Raw genomic sequence first — 13,788 nt, 5'->3', positions numbered from 1 at the left:
TACTCTCTTGTATTCATTAATCGATATCGGCATTTTCAGATGAACCTTAGTCTGCAAATTCCCTAAAATAACCGTCCACGCTGTATTGCTTTAAGACGTTTTTCAGCTCGGGAATGCGGATTGTGGGATCGACCGCCATCGGCGGCATGGGCGGTTCTACGCCTTCTTCGTTTTGGTTGCGCATCCAATCCGCCATCGCAAAAATGCGGATAAGGACGGGCTCGGCGAGGTCTTTGCCGATTTCCAATTCGTTCATGGCTTGGGCGAAACAGGCGACCCATTCGTCGCGCACTTGCATATTCACGGCAAAGGGCATGTGCCGCGCCCGCAGCATGGGATGGCCGTATTTCTGCTCGAACAAGGGCGGGCCGCCGAGCCAGCCGCTGAAAAATTCGTAGAGTTTTTCGCGAATCAGCGTCATGTCTTCGCCGTGCATTTGGCGCAGGGCGCGGTATTGCGGCTCGAGTTCCATCAGGTCGTAAAAGCGGTCGGTCAGGTTGCGGACGCCTGCCGCGCCGCCGAATGCGTGATACATAATTTTCTTTCTTAAAGGTCGTCTGAAACGGGAATTTTATAGTGGATTAACTTTAAACCAGTACGGTGTTACCTCGCCTTAGCTCAAAGAAAACGATTCTCTAAGGTGCTGAAGCACCAAGTGAATCGGTGCCGTACTATCTGTACTGTCTGCGGCTTCGGCGCCTTGTCCTGATTTAAATTTAATCCACTATAATAGACTGGGCCAATTGTGTCATATGGGCTAAAGAGAGGTCATCTGAAAACCTGTTCTGTTTTCAGACGACCTCTCATTTTTGCGGAGAAGAGGCGATTTTCAGCTGCCGGACAGCGGCAATCGAAAATCAACTTACCCGCGCCATTCCCATACGTTCGCCCGCTCGACCTCTTTCCACGCTTCGAGAATCAGGCTGCCGTCGTTGTCTTTCAACAGCGTCGCGTCAGAAAGCATACGCCGCCAGGTGCGGGCGTTTTTCAGGCCGTGCATCAGCCCGAGGCTGTGGCGGACGATATGGCGCAAGATTGTGCCGCGTCCGGCTTGGATTTGGGCTTGGCTGTATGTGTAGAGGCGCTGCACCAAATCGGCGTATTCAATCGGGCTGCGGGTATCGCCGTAAAACAGCCTGTCCCATTCGTGCATGACCATCGGGTTGTGATACGCCTCGCGGCCGACCATTACGCCGTCAACGTGTTGCAGGTGTCCGGCGATTGCTTCGTTGGTGGTGATGCCGCCGTTGATGATGATTTCCAGCTCGGGAAACTCTTTTTTCAAGCGGTAAACGTAATCGTATTTCAACGGCGGAACGTCGCGGTTTTCTTTGGGGGACAGTCCGTCCAGCCATGCGTTGCGGGCGTGGACGATGAAGGTTTTGCAGGCGGTTTTGTCGCGCAGTGTGCCGACGAAATCGGCGACGGTTTGGTATTCGGTTTGTCTGTCGACGCCGATGCGGTGTTTGACGGTAACGGGGATGCCGACCGCGTCCTGCATGGCGTTGAGGCAGTCGGCAACCAGCATGACTTCGTTCATCAGACACGCGCCGAACGAGCCTTTCTGTACGCGCGGGCTGGGGCAGCCGCAGTTGAGGTTGACCTCGTTGTAGCCGTATTCTTCGGCGGCTTTGGCCGCTTTCGCCAAATCGGACGGGTCGCTGCCGCCCAGTTGCAGGGCAACGGGCTGCTCGCCTTCGTTGAACATCAAAAAGCGGTCTTTGTCGCCATAAACGATGGCGCCGGAATTGACCATTTCGCTGTAAAGCCATGTGTTGCGGGTAATCTGGCGGGCGAGGTAGCGGTAGTGTCTGTCCGTCCAGTCGAGCATGGGGGCGACGGAAAGGCGGCGGAGCGGGAGGGAGGCTTGAGTCATGTGTTTCATGTATCTGATTATTTTGAGGCGGCATTATATCAGACGGACTGTGTCGAAAATCGGCGCGGGGGTCGTCTGAAACGGCAAAACCTGCTTTTGAAGCAGGTTTTGTATGCTCAAAGGCAGATTATTCGGCACAATCTTTCAGCGTATCTTTATAAGTATAAAGGTACGACGCGCCGACAAACGATGCGCCGCCTAAGACATTGCCTAAAAACACGGGAATCATGTTGAAGAAAAACTGCCCCCATGTAATATCTGCGCCCGCCAAAATACCGGCGGGGATGACGAACATATTGGCGACAAGGTGTTGGAAACCGTTTAACACGAAAATCATCACGGGAAACCAAATCGCCAACATCCGCCCTGCCGTATGCTTGGCGGCAAAGTGCAGCCACGCGCCCATACACACCATCCAGTTACACGCGACCGCCGAGACGAAAGCCCTGCCGAAATCCATATGGACTTTGGCTTCCGCCACCGCAATCGTTTTTTCCGCCACGCTGCCTTCGGTCATCCCGACGTAGTGTCCGAGGAAAAACGCCATCGCCAGAGTTCCCGCCAAATTGCCCAGACACACGACGACCCAGTTGCGCAGCAGCATTTTTGTGGAAATCCGCCCTGCCAAACGCCCCAGAGACATAATCATCATATTGCTCGTTACCAGCTCGCCGCCGCCGAGCAGGATGCAGATCAAGGCGATGGGGAACATTGCCGCGCCGAGTAAAGTCGCCAAGCCGCTCCATTCGTGCGGAATGCCGCTGACCACTTTCAAATAAGCCAGATAACCGAAGCCGATGTATCCGCCTGCCAAAACGCTCAAAACCGCCAGCGTGGAAACGCTGGATTGTGCCTTGGCACAGCTTTTATCGAGAACGACCTGTAAAATTTCCTGTGGGTATAAATCGCGCGAAGCCATGATTTTCCTTAAAGTGGATTGAGGTGGGAACGCCGCTTTTGAAAGACGGCAAAACTGTCGCGGTAGGGCAGTGTCGGGGGATGCCGGTTTACGGTCTTATCGGATAAAAAACAATAGTGTATTAAACCTAAAATGCGGTCGCGCCGCCTTGCTTTGGCTCAAAAGAAAGATTATTACATCCAGCGGACAGGTCAGTTTGCGAAGTGGCGGCTTCAAACAAAAGGTCGTCTGAAAACCTTGATGTTTTCAGACGACCTTTTCATCACAACAAATACGGCATGACACTGGCTGCCGCTCAATCAATCCGTATGTATTCCACCGACAAAATTTCAATCTCTTCGCGCCCTTCCGGCGTATTCAAGACGACTTCATCCCCTTCCCTCGCTTTAATCAAACAACGCGCCAATGGGGAAATCCAAGAAATTTTGTTTTGCGCGGTATCGATTTCATCGACGCCGACGATTTTGACGGTTTGCTCACGCCCGTCGCCGCGCAACAATCCGACGGTTGCGCCGAAAAACACTTGGTCGGTCGCTTCGCGCAATTCGGGATCGACGACAACGGCGGCTTCCAAACGCTTGGTCAGGAAACGGATGCGGCGGTCGATTTCGCGCATACGGCGTTTGCCGTAAAGATAGTCGCCGTTTTCGCTGCGGTCGCCGTTGCTTGCCGCCCAGTTGACGATTTGGACGATTTCGGGACGCTCTTTATTGACCAGTTGATACAGCTCGTCTTTCAACGCCTGCCAACCGACGGGCGTGATGTAGTTTTTGGTTTCGGTACTCATAATCTTGCCGTTAAAAATAATATAGTGAATTAACTTTAAACCGGTACGGCGTTACCTCGCCTTAGCTCAAAGAAAACGATTCTCTAAGGTGCTGAAGCACCAAGTGAATCGGTGCCGTACTATCTGTACTGTCTGCGGCTTCGTCGCCTTGTCCTGATTCAAAGTTAATCCACTATACAAAGGTCGTCTGAAACATGACCCCGTTTCAGACGACCTTTTGCCTTAATCGTTCAAACCGGTTTTATTCTTCGTCGCCCGCATCGCTGATGCTGATGCTGTGTTCCATCCTGCTCGGGTGGACTTTCAAGCCGCCGCAGCCGGATTTCTCGGCGGACAGGCGGTCGAGGTAGGCTTGGTCGATGTCGCCGGTTTGATAGATGCCGTTGAAACAGGACGAATCGAAGGATTCGATTTTCGGATTGAGTGCTTTGACGACGGCTTCCAAATCGCTCAAATTTTGGAAAACGATGCCGTCCGCGCCGATTTCGGCGGCAATTTCCGCCGCGCTGCGCCCGTTAGCAATCAATTCTTCGCGCGTGGGCATGTCGATGCCGTACACATTGGGATAGCGCACTTCGGGAGCGGCGGAGGCAATATAGACCTTGCGTGCGCCCGCTGCGCGTACCATTTCGACGATTTCGCGGCTGGTCGTCCCGCGCACGATGGAGTCGTCCACCAGCAATACGCTTTTGCCTTCAAACTCGGTTTCCATCGGGCTGAGTTTCTGGCGCACGGATTTTTTGCGCGTCGCCTGACCGGGCATGATAAAGGTGCGGCCGATATAGCGGTTTTTAATCAAACCTTCGCGGTAAGGCTTTTTGAGGTGGACGGCAAGTTCCATCGCGCTGGGACGGCTGGTGTCGGGAATGGGCATCACGACGTCGATGTCGTCCACGGGCAGCTCGCGTTTGATTTTTTCCGCTAAGGACACGCCCATGTCCAAACGCGATTGGTAAACCGATACGCCGTCGATCACGGAGTCGGGACGAGCAAAATAGACGTATTCGAAGAGGCAGGGGCTGAGTTTGGCGCGGTCGCTGCATTGACGGGCAATCAGTGTGCCGTCAATGCCGACGAATACCGCTTCGCCCGGCTGGATATCGCGTTCCAAATCGTAGGCAAGCGCATTGAAGGCAACAGATTCGGAGGCGACGGCATAGGATTTTCTGCCTGCCTCGTCGGTTTGCGAACCCAACACCAGCGGGCGGATGCCGTAAGGATCGCGGAAAGCGAGCATGCCGTAGCCCGCAATCATGGCAACCACGCCGTATGCGCCGCGCACCAGGCGGTGGACTTCGGCAACGGCGTTGAAAATATTGTCGATATTGAGCCGGTGGGGATTGGCGTTTTTAGAGACTTCGCGGCGCAATTCGTGCGCGAATACGTTGAGCAAAACTTCGGAATCGGAGCTGGTGTTGACGTGGCGCAGGTGTTTGTTGCACACGTTTTCATACAGTTCGGCGGTATTGGTGAGGTTGCCGTTGTGCGCCAAAACGATGCCGAAAGGCGAGCTGACGTAGAAAGGCTGCGCTTCCGCGCTGCTGCCCGCGTTGCCCGCCGTAGGATAACGGACGTGGGCGATGCCCGCGTTGCCGATCAAATCGCGCATATTGCGTGTACGGAACACTTCGCGCACCATGCCTTTGCCTTTGTGCATATGGAACGTGCTGCCTTCCGCCGTCACAATGCCCGCCGCATCCTGCCCCCTGTGCTGCAACATCTGCAAACCGTCGTACAGAAGCTGGTTTACCGGCTCATGGCTGACCAAACCTAATACACCGCACATATCGTCTTCTCCGAATTCGAGGTTAACTTGGAAAACAGAATTATAGAATAAATCGGACAACGTTGCCCAAATTGTTGACAATCATTCGCCCGTTCAGTTTGAAATCAGATACGGACCATGACTGATTGATGAATCAGTCCGACAAAACAAGACATCGGAAACACAATCCGACTTCATCATAAAATACGTCTATTTCACCGCCTTATTATCAATCCGCCCACACCTCTACCGGAGATTCAGACTATAAGCAGCGCGTTCGGCAAATATAGCTGCCGAACTTTATAACTCATGAAAAACCGGTTTCAGACGACCTTTGATGTAATCGGGGTCGTCTGAAACCGGTGGATTTACGATTCCGCCTTATCTTCCGCCTTGTCCTTCTGACCGGGCAGGTAAGGCATAATGACTTCAGACAATGATTGGAAATAAGGAATGCTGTACGAGCTTTGCCAATCTTCCGTTTCCGGCAAATCGGTGTGGGCGCAGACCATGACCGCCAAAGTCACCAGCAACACGCCTTTGGCTGCGCCGAACACGCCGCCCAATACTCTGTTGACGCTGCCCAAGCCCATCGATGACGCTGCGTTGGTCAGTATAGTGCGTAAAAACTGCTGTAAAAAACGCGCCAAAAAGAAAATCACGACAAACGAGATGGCGACGCCCAAGGCGCGCGGTTGAATCGATTTAAACGCCACTTCCGAAAACGGCACGGCAAACGTTTTAGCCAACAAAAAGGAAATCACCCACGCAAACAGCGAACCCGCTTCGGCAATGACGCCGCGTATCATCGACATCACGATACACGCCGCGATCACGCCGAAGGCGAGTATGTCGGCTAACGGAATATCATTCATTGGTTACCTGTCCGGCAATACCGTGTACGCGCAGTTTGTTCAAGTCGCGCTCGGCGTCGTAGGCGTTTTTGTATGCGCCCGATTTGACGCGGTAAACCTTGCCTTTATCCGTCATCACTTCGGTAATGGTTGAGTCGATACCTGCTGCTTTCATTTTACGTTGCAGGCTCAAGGCGCGTTCTTTTTCAGCATAACCTGCCTGAATGGCGGCTTTTTTACCTGATTTGACTTCGGCGGTTTTGGTTTTTGCCTTTTCAGACGACCTTTCAGCAGTAGAGGTAGCGGTTTTCTCTGCCTTGGCCGTCTGCTCGGCTTTGGCTTTGGCAACTTTCGCTTCGGCTTCCCTTACTGCGGAAGCTTTTTTGCCGGCTGTTTCGATTTTTTCATATTTGGAGGCATCTACCCGAATTCTTTCTTTAGGTTCGGATGCGGATGCTGTGACGGTTTCTTTGGCTTTTTCCGCTGCCGTTTTGTGTTTCGCCGCCGCTTCTTCTTTGGCTTTTAATGCCTTACGTTCGGCAACGGCTTTCTCGGCTTTTTCCAACTGTGCCAGCTTGTTGCGTTCGGCTGCGGCGGCACGTTCCGCCTTCTCGGCTTTGGCAGCTTGAAGCGCACGTTTACGCGCCGCGGCATTGGCTTCGCGTTCCGCTGCTTCTTGGGCTTGAAGCTGCTGCGCTTTACGCTGCTCTTCACGATTACGGCGGCGCTCTTCCGCGCGGCGCTCGGCTGCTTCGCGTTTGGCGGCTTCGGCTTTTTGGATTTTCTCAGACTCTTCCAAACCTTTGATGTCGCTGTCTGACAAGGTATCGTTAATCAACACCAAAGGCGGGCCTACATCTTCGGGCGCGGCTGGTGGCGCATCAGGTTGCGGCTCGGCTTGCGCATGCGCATTTTGCTCCGGCGCGGCGGTTTCCTGCGGTTTGTCCGCTACTTCGGCATCGGCATTTTTGGCCGCTTCCGCCGCTGCTTCCAAATCTTCTTTGGTAGAAGGCTCCAACACGGTCGCATCCGCCAGGTTGGCAGGTTCTGCGTTGGCGTTGTTTTGTTGGATGGTTGTAGTTTGGGCGTTTTCTTCCGGCTTGTTTTCCGGTCCGGTTGACAGGGCGACGCCCAATAAAACGGTCGATGCCGCCACCAACCCCGATGCCATAACCAAGCGGCGGCGGTTGCGGCGTTTGAGCTGTTCGTAACCGGTCAGAACTTCATTTTGCTTATTGTCAGACATGGAGATTTCCTTTTACAACGCCGCCATCACGTCGGCAACGGTATGAAATGAGCCGAAAACAACGATTCTATCATTTTCGCCCGCCTTAGCCAAAGCTGCGCGGTACGCCTCGCGAACGGAGGTAAAAGTTTGTATATTTTCGATATTTTGTGCTTCCAGTTTCGCCTGCAAGGCTTCCGCCGTCATGCCGCGCGGTACGTCCAAAGGCGCGATATACCACTCGTCAAACTGGTCTTTAACGATTTCCAACACGCCGTCTATGTCTTTGTCGGACAGCATGCTGAACACGGCGGTGCGTTTTTGCGCAAACGCCAAATTAATCAGGCTGCGGCGCAGGGCGCGGGCGGCGTGGGGGTTGTGTCCGACATCCAAAACGGTCAGCGGACGGCCGGGCAGGACTTGGAAGCGTCCGGGGTTTTCAACCAGCAGCAATCCGCGCTTGATGGCGCCGATGTCCACCGGCAATTTGTCGTTCAAACATTCCAACACGGTCAGTGCGCAGGCTGCGTTGGAAAGCTGGTATGCGCCGCGCAATGCGGGGAACGGCAGGGAATTGCGGTTGCGCGCGAGGTCGTCTGAATGCTGCGGATGAAAGCGGTAGTTCCATTGGATGTTTTCCAATGAGGCGAAATCGAAATCGCGCTGCACCATCAGCAGTTTCGCGCCTATGGCTTCGGCGTGTGCGACCAACGATTCGGGCGCAGGGTTTTGCCCGCAGATTGCGGGTTTGCCGCTGCGGAACACGCCTGCTTTTTCAAAGCCGACCTGCTCGACCGTATCGCCCAAAAACGCCTGATGGTCCAAATCCACGCTGGTAACCACCGCGCAATCGCAGTCGAACACATTGACCGCGTCCAAACGTCCGCCCAAGCCGACTTCCAATATCATCACATCGACTTGTTCGCGTATAAAAATATCGACCGCCGCCAAGGCATTGAATTCAAAATAAGTCAACGATATTTCGCCGCGCGCCGCTTCGATGCGCTCGAAAGAAGCGGTGATAAGGTCGTCTGAAACCGGCTCGGCGTTGACGGCGATGCGTTCGTTGTAACGCAATAAATGTGGGCTGGTCAGCGTACCGACTTTGAAGCCTGCCTGTTTGTAAATCTGCGTCAGATAGGCGCAAACCGAACCTTTCCCGTTTGTTCCCGCGACAACGACGACGGGGCATTGCGGCTCGAGCTTCATGCGTTTTTTCACTTCGCCCGTGCGTTCCAAGCCCATGTCGATTAAGCCGCCGCTGTGGGCGGTTTCCAAATGCGAGAGCCAGTCTTGTAATGTTTTCATGTGTGTTTCGTTTTTCAAAAGGTCGTCTGAAACCGTCGTTTCGTCATAATGGGGACGGCTTCGGCTGCTTGTGTGGACTGTTTTTATATTGGGTTTAATTTGACGAGAACAAGGCGGAAAACCGCTTTACCGAATTAAAGCGGATGCCCGGCATCCTGAGCCTGACACCAGCGCGCCCAAACTTTCAGACGACGGTAAGATTCCTTATCCGCCATATCGGGCGTGACGCATTGCCGTATCGTTTTGCCATCGGCGTTCCACTGCAAAAACAAAGCGTAAGGGGTCAGCATCGTCGCACCGTCCAACACCGCGCCCTGCCCTTCTCCGTCTCCGCAAAATACGGAAGCGCGCGCATGGCGGTCGATGGCAATTTTCTTTACCGCACCCACCGTCCGCAAATTCACCACGCGCCAAGCGTGAGCAAAACTGCCCGCCAACGCCGCCAGCCCGAACCACATCATCCAGCCGTAAAACCATATCAGGCACACGGCCACTGCGGACAAATGCAACAAGACGGACAAGGCTTTTAAAGAACGGGACGGCTTCAAGGTCGTCTGAAAAGCGCGCATCGCCCTACATCATGTTGTCAAACACGGGCGTAATGCTCAATTCCGCCTCTTCCATGTCCAAAACCATATCGTGGATTTCGGTATCGAAAAATTCCCAAAACGCCTTCAGGCTCATGTCTTGCGGCCACTTGCTTTTGTCGATGTCCCAGCCTGCCAGCTCCGCCTCGAAAATCTGTTGGTAGCGTTCGTCAAAATAGGCAATCACGGCTTCCGGTTCGTCAAACTGTGGCACAAGGAATACGGAGCAGTTGGCACGGATTTGCTCGATGGTCAGGTCGGGCATATTTTCATCGGCGGATTTCAGCCATTCCAAAAAACGGGTGGTCGGCTTAAGCACGACGGCGGTACGGTCAACAAAATACATGGTTTTCCTTTAAAACGGCAAAATCGGAGATAGTCTCTTTACCGTCTATATCTATTCTAAAATAATCCATTTGCCATTTTTGTGTTTTCTGGGCTGTTTTATTTAAATTTGTGCACCAGGGTGGATAAAATCGCATGGACATCTTTCCTTTACAATCCTTTGTAGAGAGAATTTTTTTACTGATAGCCACCTCTTTGGGAATTATAAATAAACCGCAATGACAGCCGTCTATCACGACAATAATCAGTTCATCGCCCAAGTCCTCATCGGTATAAGGGATATTTTTGTTCTCTTGGTCTTTTTTCCAAAAGACTGTAAAGTAGCCTTCTTTTTTGGGTGTTTTCTTTGCCAAACGACATCTTTTATATTTTTGATCATACTTTGTCTTAATCAAAATGCTTTCATAGTCTTCATTCCATTTTTCCTTTATCAGATCAAAGTCACCATAATACCTATGAAGAATGTCTGTCATTTTCATTGTTTTATTGTCTTGTCTTTAGAGATGTCGGTTGCATTCACCAAAGGTCGTCTGAAAGCCCAAATCTGTCTTTCAGACGACCTTTTGGCAAACTGTTAATGCGTCATTACTTGCTGCAAGAACTGTTTGGCGCGTTCGTGTTTCGGATTGGTAAAAAACTCTTCAGGCGTTTCGTTTTCCAAAATCTGCCCTTTATCCACAAAAATAATGCGGTCGGCCACTTCGCGCGCAAAGCCCATTTCATGCGTAACACACATCATGGTCATGCCGCTTTCCGCCAAGTCCTGCATCACTTTCAACACCTCGCCGACCATTTCCGGGTCGAGCGCGGAAGTCGGTTCGTCAAACAGCATCACGCGCGGCTCCATCGCTAACCCGCGCGCAATCGCCACGCGCTGCTGCTGACCGCCGGAAAGCTGGCTGGGGAAAGCGTCTTTTTTATGCGCCAAACCCACGCGTTCCAACAGCTCCATCGCCTTTTCCTCAGCCTGTTCTCGGCTTTGTTTTTTCACCTTCATCGGCGACAGGATGATGTTTTCCAATACGGTCAGATGCGGATACAGATTGAAGCCTTGAAACACAAAACCCACTTCCTCACGCACCTTGTTCAAATCCGTTTGCGGATCGGCAACATTGATACCGTCCACCCAAATCTCGCCGCTCTCAATGCTTTCAAGCTGGTTGACGGTACGGATGAGCGTCGATTTGCCGCTGCCCGAAGGTCCGCAAACCACCACCACCTCACCCTGCTTCACTTCCAGATTGACGCCGTTGATGACGTGCAGGTCTTTGAAATGTTTATGTACGTTTTTGAATTTAATCATGTTGTTTCCAAATGTTTTCAGACGACCTTACGGACGAGATAATTGCTCAGTTCCACATATTTCTCCGGCGCGATGTGTTCGGCGCGGTCTTGCGGGCTGATGCCGACTGCCTGCAAATCCTCGTCGCCGGCAAGTTCTTTTAAATTGTTGCGTATGGTTTTGCGGCGTTGGTGGAAGGCGAGTTTCACCAGTTTGGCGAAATGCTCGAAATCGTCCGCCTTGCCGATGCGGTGTTTCACCGGAATCATGCGCACCACTGCAGAATCCACTTTCGGCGCAGGGTCAAACGATTCGGGCGGCACGTCAATCAACAGCTCCATATCAAAAAAATATTGCAGCATTACGCCCAAGCGGCCGTAGTCGTTGCTTTTCGGCGCGGCGACCATGCGTTCGACCACTTCTTTTTGCAGCATGAAGTGCATATCGACGACATCGTCTGCCACTTCCGCCAGCTTGAACAAAAGCGGCGTGGAAATGTTGTACGGCAGATTACCGACGATTTTCTTTTTGCCCGCGATGCTGTTGAAATCAAACTGCAATACATCGCCTTCATGAATCACGAGCTTATCCGCAAACGGCAGCGTTTTCAGACGACGTACGATGTCGCGGTCGATTTCGATAACGTGCAGGCAGTTCAGCTTTTTCGCCAAAGGCTCGGTAATTGCCGCCAAGCCCGGTCCGATTTCAATCACCACATCATCCGCCTGCGGGCGAACGGCGTTGACAATATCGGCAATAATCCGCGTGTCCTGCAAAAAATTCTGCCCGAAGCGTTTCCGGGCCTTATGTTCTTTCATCGCGTCTCTTCAAACTGTCGATCATTATAATAAGCGCGTATTGTAACTGAAAAACAAAGTCCTGTTCAGACCCGCAACCCAAGCAGCCGCCCTACGCCAATCGGGATTTCAAACCGTCCCGCAATGCAGTAATATCCCGTCCATCCTACACAGCTCGTCCGAAAACCCGCAAGGAGCAATTTCATGCAGATGAATTGGAAAAATCTACTCTCCACACAACGTTTCCGCACGAAAAACGGCGAAATCATCCCGACCGTCACACCTTCCACCCAAGAAGGAGCCGACGCTTTGCGTACCGACTTCCATATCGACTACGACCGCGTCGTGTTCTCCGGCGCATTCCGCAGATTGGGACGTAAAACCCAAGTCCACCCTCTAGCCGAACACGACCTGACCCACAACCGCCTCACACACAGCGTCGAAGTCGCCAGCGTCGGGCGCAGTATCGGCAACCGCGTAGGCGTGATGCTGCAGGCAGGCGGCTTTTTACCGGAAAACAATACGCCGAGCGATATCGGCGCCGTCGTCCAAGTCGCCTGCCTTGCGCACGACCTAGGCAACCCGCCGTTCGGACACACCGGAGAAGACGCATTGCGCGACTGGTTCCGCGATCCTAAAAACCAGCCGTTTTTACAGACATTAAACGACGCCGAACGCAACGACATCCAAACCTATGAAGGCAATGCCCACAGCCTGCGCATCACGGCAAGTTTGGAAATGTATCCCGACGCAGGCGGCATGCGCCTGACGTCCGCCGCCATAGGCGCACTGCTGAAATACCCTTGGACGACGCAACACCCCAACGGAAGAAAAAAATTCAATATTTACCAAACCGAATTACCCTTCATCCGTCGCGTTGCCGACGAATTGGGGCTGATTGAATCAGGCAAAGACTGCTGGGTACGCCATCCCCTGTCCTACCTGATGGAGGCAGCCGACGACATCTGCTACGCCCTCTTAGACTTGGAAGACGCGGTCGAACTGGATTTGCTGAGCGACGCCGAAATCGAAAGCGTATTATCCGAACTCACTTTTGAAGAAAGCACCTGGCACGCGCAATCCAGCCGCCAGCGTTGCGCCATGTTGCGCGGCATCGCCATCGGCAAAGCGATAGAAGACGTCGCCCAAACCTTCATGATGCACCAATCCGACCTGCTAAACGGCAATTTCAAAGGCAAAGACCTGTTGGCGTTGTGCAGCCCGCAGGTTCAAAACACCTTGGAAAAAGCGAAAGAACTTGCCCGCACGCGCATTTTCCGCCACCGCACCAAACTCATGACCGAAATCGCCACTTTTCCGTGTCTCGGTTCTATTTTGGATTTATTGGTTCCCGCCGCATACGCCATGATTGCGCAAAAACAGGTCGATGTGCGCCAATCCCTCGCGCTTGATCTGTTAAAAAACCACGACCCCATCCAAGAAACCGACAGCCTGTATCGAGCCTACATGAAAATCTTAGACTTTGTCGGCGGCATGACAGACAACGCCGCCGCAAAAATGGCACAAGATTTATCGGGAGTGGGCATTTTACGATAATTAATATCCTTTATTTTCATATTGTTATTTTATTATAAATATTTTTATTCAGAAAATACTGGACAGCCGCCGACAGCTTGTATATTATTCGGTCTTCTTGATTCACGACGCAGTCGCGAAGTGATGAAAATGCACCCGTAGCTCAGTTGGATAGAGTATCTGGCTACGAACCAGAGGGTCGGGCGTTCGAATCGCTCCGGGTGCGCCAACAAAACTTATCCGCGCCCATCGTCTAGCGGTTAGGACATCGCCCTTTCACGGCGGTAACCGGGGTTCGATTCCCCGTGGGCGTGCCAAATTCTGAAAGCACAGTTTGATTAAACTGTGCTTTTTTCTTTGTCACTCAATTCATTACAAACAGAGTGAACCCACTTTAAAATCAACACAAGACAACCAAATCACAGCCAATACCGCCGCAAAATAAAACAAAAGAACATCACATTAAAGCCAAATCCATATATAGTGGATTAACTTTAAATCAGGACA

14 protein-coding genes, 2 tRNA genes and 1 pseudogene are annotated in these 13,788 nt (G+C 52.4%); 3 read left to right on the top strand and 14 right to left on the bottom strand.

Translation table 11 applies throughout. The annotated features are described in order from the left end of the window. Positions 1-46: 46 nt before the first annotated feature. The 14 genes and pseudogenes from HMPREF3277_RS02605 to rsmA all read right to left on the bottom strand — a co-directional run bounded on the left by HMPREF3277_RS02605 (position 47) and on the right by rsmA (position 11,766). Complete coding sequence (locus HMPREF3277_RS02605) at positions 47-535, bottom strand: group II truncated hemoglobin (RefSeq protein ID WP_003767335.1); 489 nt, start codon at positions 533-535, stop codon at positions 47-49. 131 nt (positions 536-666) lie between these two features. After that, a pseudogene (locus HMPREF3277_RS15155) lies at positions 667-729 on the bottom strand (transposase); the annotation flags it as partial. 133 nt (positions 730-862) lie between these two features. After that, positions 863-1,885 (bottom strand): tRNA dihydrouridine(20/20a) synthase DusA, encoded by a 1,023-nt coding sequence (dusA, locus tag HMPREF3277_RS02600; RefSeq protein WP_070869952.1) that lies wholly within the window; start codon positions 1,883-1,885, stop codon positions 863-865. Between the two features lie 118 nt (positions 1,886-2,003). Continuing rightward, positions 2,004-2,795 (bottom strand): formate/nitrite transporter family protein, encoded by a 792-nt coding sequence (locus HMPREF3277_RS02595; protein ID WP_070869951.1) that lies wholly within the window; start codon positions 2,793-2,795, stop codon positions 2,004-2,006. Positions 2,796-3,090: 295 nt separating this feature from the next. Then, positions 3,091-3,582: a transcription elongation factor GreB gene (gene greB / locus HMPREF3277_RS02590; protein ID WP_003779860.1), complete on the bottom strand. Its 492-nt coding sequence runs from the start codon at positions 3,580-3,582 to the stop codon at positions 3,091-3,093. A 241-nt stretch (positions 3,583-3,823) separates the two neighbouring features. Then, positions 3,824-5,368, bottom strand: coding sequence for an amidophosphoribosyltransferase (gene purF, locus HMPREF3277_RS02585; RefSeq protein WP_070869950.1), 1,545 nt, complete (start codon positions 5,366-5,368; stop codon positions 3,824-3,826). A gap of 347 nt (positions 5,369-5,715) precedes the next feature. Continuing rightward, on the bottom strand, positions 5,716-6,222 hold the full coding sequence (locus tag HMPREF3277_RS02580; protein ID WP_003761516.1) for a CvpA family protein: 507 nt from the start codon (positions 6,220-6,222) through the stop codon (positions 5,716-5,718). Next, a complete protein-coding gene (locus HMPREF3277_RS02575) occupies positions 6,215-7,447 on the bottom strand; it encodes an SPOR domain-containing protein (protein ID WP_070869949.1) in 1,233 nt (410 codons plus the stop codon). The genes HMPREF3277_RS02580 and HMPREF3277_RS02575 overlap by 8 nt, the downstream gene beginning before the upstream one ends. A 12-nt stretch (positions 7,448-7,459) precedes the next feature. Then, positions 7,460-8,734: a bifunctional tetrahydrofolate synthase/dihydrofolate synthase gene (folC, locus tag HMPREF3277_RS02570; RefSeq protein ID WP_070869948.1), complete on the bottom strand. Its 1,275-nt coding sequence runs from the start codon at positions 8,732-8,734 to the stop codon at positions 7,460-7,462. Between the two features lie 134 nt (positions 8,735-8,868). Then, the gene (locus tag HMPREF3277_RS02565; protein ID WP_070869947.1) at positions 8,869-9,303 is read right to left on the bottom strand and encodes a protein YgfX; all 435 of its coding nucleotides are present in this window, start codon (positions 9,301-9,303) and stop codon (positions 8,869-8,871) included. A gap of 4 nt (positions 9,304-9,307) precedes the next feature. Then, positions 9,308-9,667: a hypothetical protein gene (locus HMPREF3277_RS02560; protein WP_070869946.1), complete on the bottom strand. Its 360-nt coding sequence runs from the start codon at positions 9,665-9,667 to the stop codon at positions 9,308-9,310. Continuing rightward, the gene (locus HMPREF3277_RS02555; protein WP_246830751.1) at positions 9,654-10,139 is read right to left on the bottom strand and encodes a MepB family protein; all 486 of its coding nucleotides are present in this window, start codon (positions 10,137-10,139) and stop codon (positions 9,654-9,656) included. The genes HMPREF3277_RS02560 and HMPREF3277_RS02555 overlap by 14 nt, the downstream gene beginning before the upstream one ends. 101 nt (positions 10,140-10,240) lie before the next feature. Further along, entirely contained in the window at positions 10,241-10,969 is a 729-nt protein-coding gene (locus HMPREF3277_RS02550) for an amino acid ABC transporter ATP-binding protein (RefSeq protein WP_003740819.1), read from the bottom strand. Positions 10,970-10,986: 17 nt separating this feature from the next. Further along, positions 10,987-11,766, bottom strand: a complete 780-nt coding sequence (gene rsmA, locus HMPREF3277_RS02545; RefSeq protein ID WP_016687675.1) for a 16S rRNA (adenine(1518)-N(6)/adenine(1519)-N(6))-dimethyltransferase RsmA — start codon at positions 11,764-11,766, stop codon at positions 10,987-10,989. A gap of 183 nt (positions 11,767-11,949) precedes the next feature. Between rsmA and HMPREF3277_RS02540 the strand changes: the two genes are divergently transcribed. From HMPREF3277_RS02540 to HMPREF3277_RS02530, 3 genes are all read left to right on the top strand, one after another. Further along, positions 11,950-13,302, top strand: coding sequence for a deoxyguanosinetriphosphate triphosphohydrolase (locus HMPREF3277_RS02540; RefSeq protein ID WP_070869944.1), 1,353 nt, complete (start codon positions 11,950-11,952; stop codon positions 13,300-13,302). Between the two features lie 131 nt (positions 13,303-13,433). Next, positions 13,434-13,510 (top strand) — tRNA-Arg (locus HMPREF3277_RS02535). Between the two features lie 13 nt (positions 13,511-13,523). Then, positions 13,524-13,598 (top strand) — tRNA-Glu (locus tag HMPREF3277_RS02530). Positions 13,599-13,788 lie beyond the last annotated feature (190 nt).

The sequence above is a fragment of the Neisseria sp. HMSC70E02 genome (genome assembly GCF_001838645.1).
In the GTDB taxonomy this organism is placed as follows: domain Bacteria; phylum Pseudomonadota; class Gammaproteobacteria; order Burkholderiales; family Neisseriaceae; genus Neisseria; species Neisseria macacae.
This window is presented reverse-complemented; position numbering and strand designations above follow the sequence as displayed.

What these genes read in the sequence shown, in the direction of transcription:
- HMPREF3277_RS02560 (WP_070869946.1), bottom strand. Translation starts at nt 9,667, where the DNA reads ATGTATTTTGTTGACCGTACCGCCGTCGTGCTTAAGCCGACCACCCGT.
- HMPREF3277_RS02540 (WP_070869944.1), top strand. Translation starts at nt 11,950, where the DNA reads ATGCAGATGAATTGGAAAAATCTACTCTCCACACAACGTTTCCGCACG.
- greB (WP_003779860.1), bottom strand. Translation starts at nt 3,582, where the DNA reads ATGAGTACCGAAACCAAAAACTACATCACGCCCGTCGGTTGGCAGGCG.
- HMPREF3277_RS02580 (WP_003761516.1), bottom strand. Translation starts at nt 6,222, where the DNA reads ATGAATGATATTCCGTTAGCCGACATACTCGCCTTCGGCGTGATCGCG.
- purF (WP_070869950.1), bottom strand. Translation starts at nt 5,368, where the DNA reads ATGTGCGGTGTATTAGGTTTGGTCAGCCATGAGCCGGTAAACCAGCTT.
- dusA (WP_070869952.1), bottom strand. Translation starts at nt 1,885, where the DNA reads ATGAAACACATGACTCAAGCCTCCCTCCCGCTCCGCCGCCTTTCCGTC.
- HMPREF3277_RS02595 (WP_070869951.1), bottom strand. Translation starts at nt 2,795, where the DNA reads ATGGCTTCGCGCGATTTATACCCACAGGAAATTTTACAGGTCGTTCTC.
- folC (WP_070869948.1), bottom strand. Translation starts at nt 8,734, where the DNA reads ATGAAAACATTACAAGACTGGCTCTCGCATTTGGAAACCGCCCACAGC.
- HMPREF3277_RS02565 (WP_070869947.1), bottom strand. Translation starts at nt 9,303, where the DNA reads ATGCGCGCTTTTCAGACGACCTTGAAGCCGTCCCGTTCTTTAAAAGCC.
- HMPREF3277_RS02550 (WP_003740819.1), bottom strand. Translation starts at nt 10,969, where the DNA reads ATGATTAAATTCAAAAACGTACATAAACATTTCAAAGACCTGCACGTC.
- HMPREF3277_RS02555 (WP_246830751.1), bottom strand. Translation starts at nt 10,139, where the DNA reads ATGACAGACATTCTTCATAGGTATTATGGTGACTTTGATCTGATAAAG.
- rsmA (WP_016687675.1), bottom strand. Translation starts at nt 11,766, where the DNA reads ATGAAAGAACATAAGGCCCGGAAACGCTTCGGGCAGAATTTTTTGCAG.
- HMPREF3277_RS02605 (WP_003767335.1), bottom strand. Translation starts at nt 535, where the DNA reads ATGTATCACGCATTCGGCGGCGCGGCAGGCGTCCGCAACCTGACCGAC.
- HMPREF3277_RS02575 (WP_070869949.1), bottom strand. Translation starts at nt 7,447, where the DNA reads ATGTCTGACAATAAGCAAAATGAAGTTCTGACCGGTTACGAACAGCTC.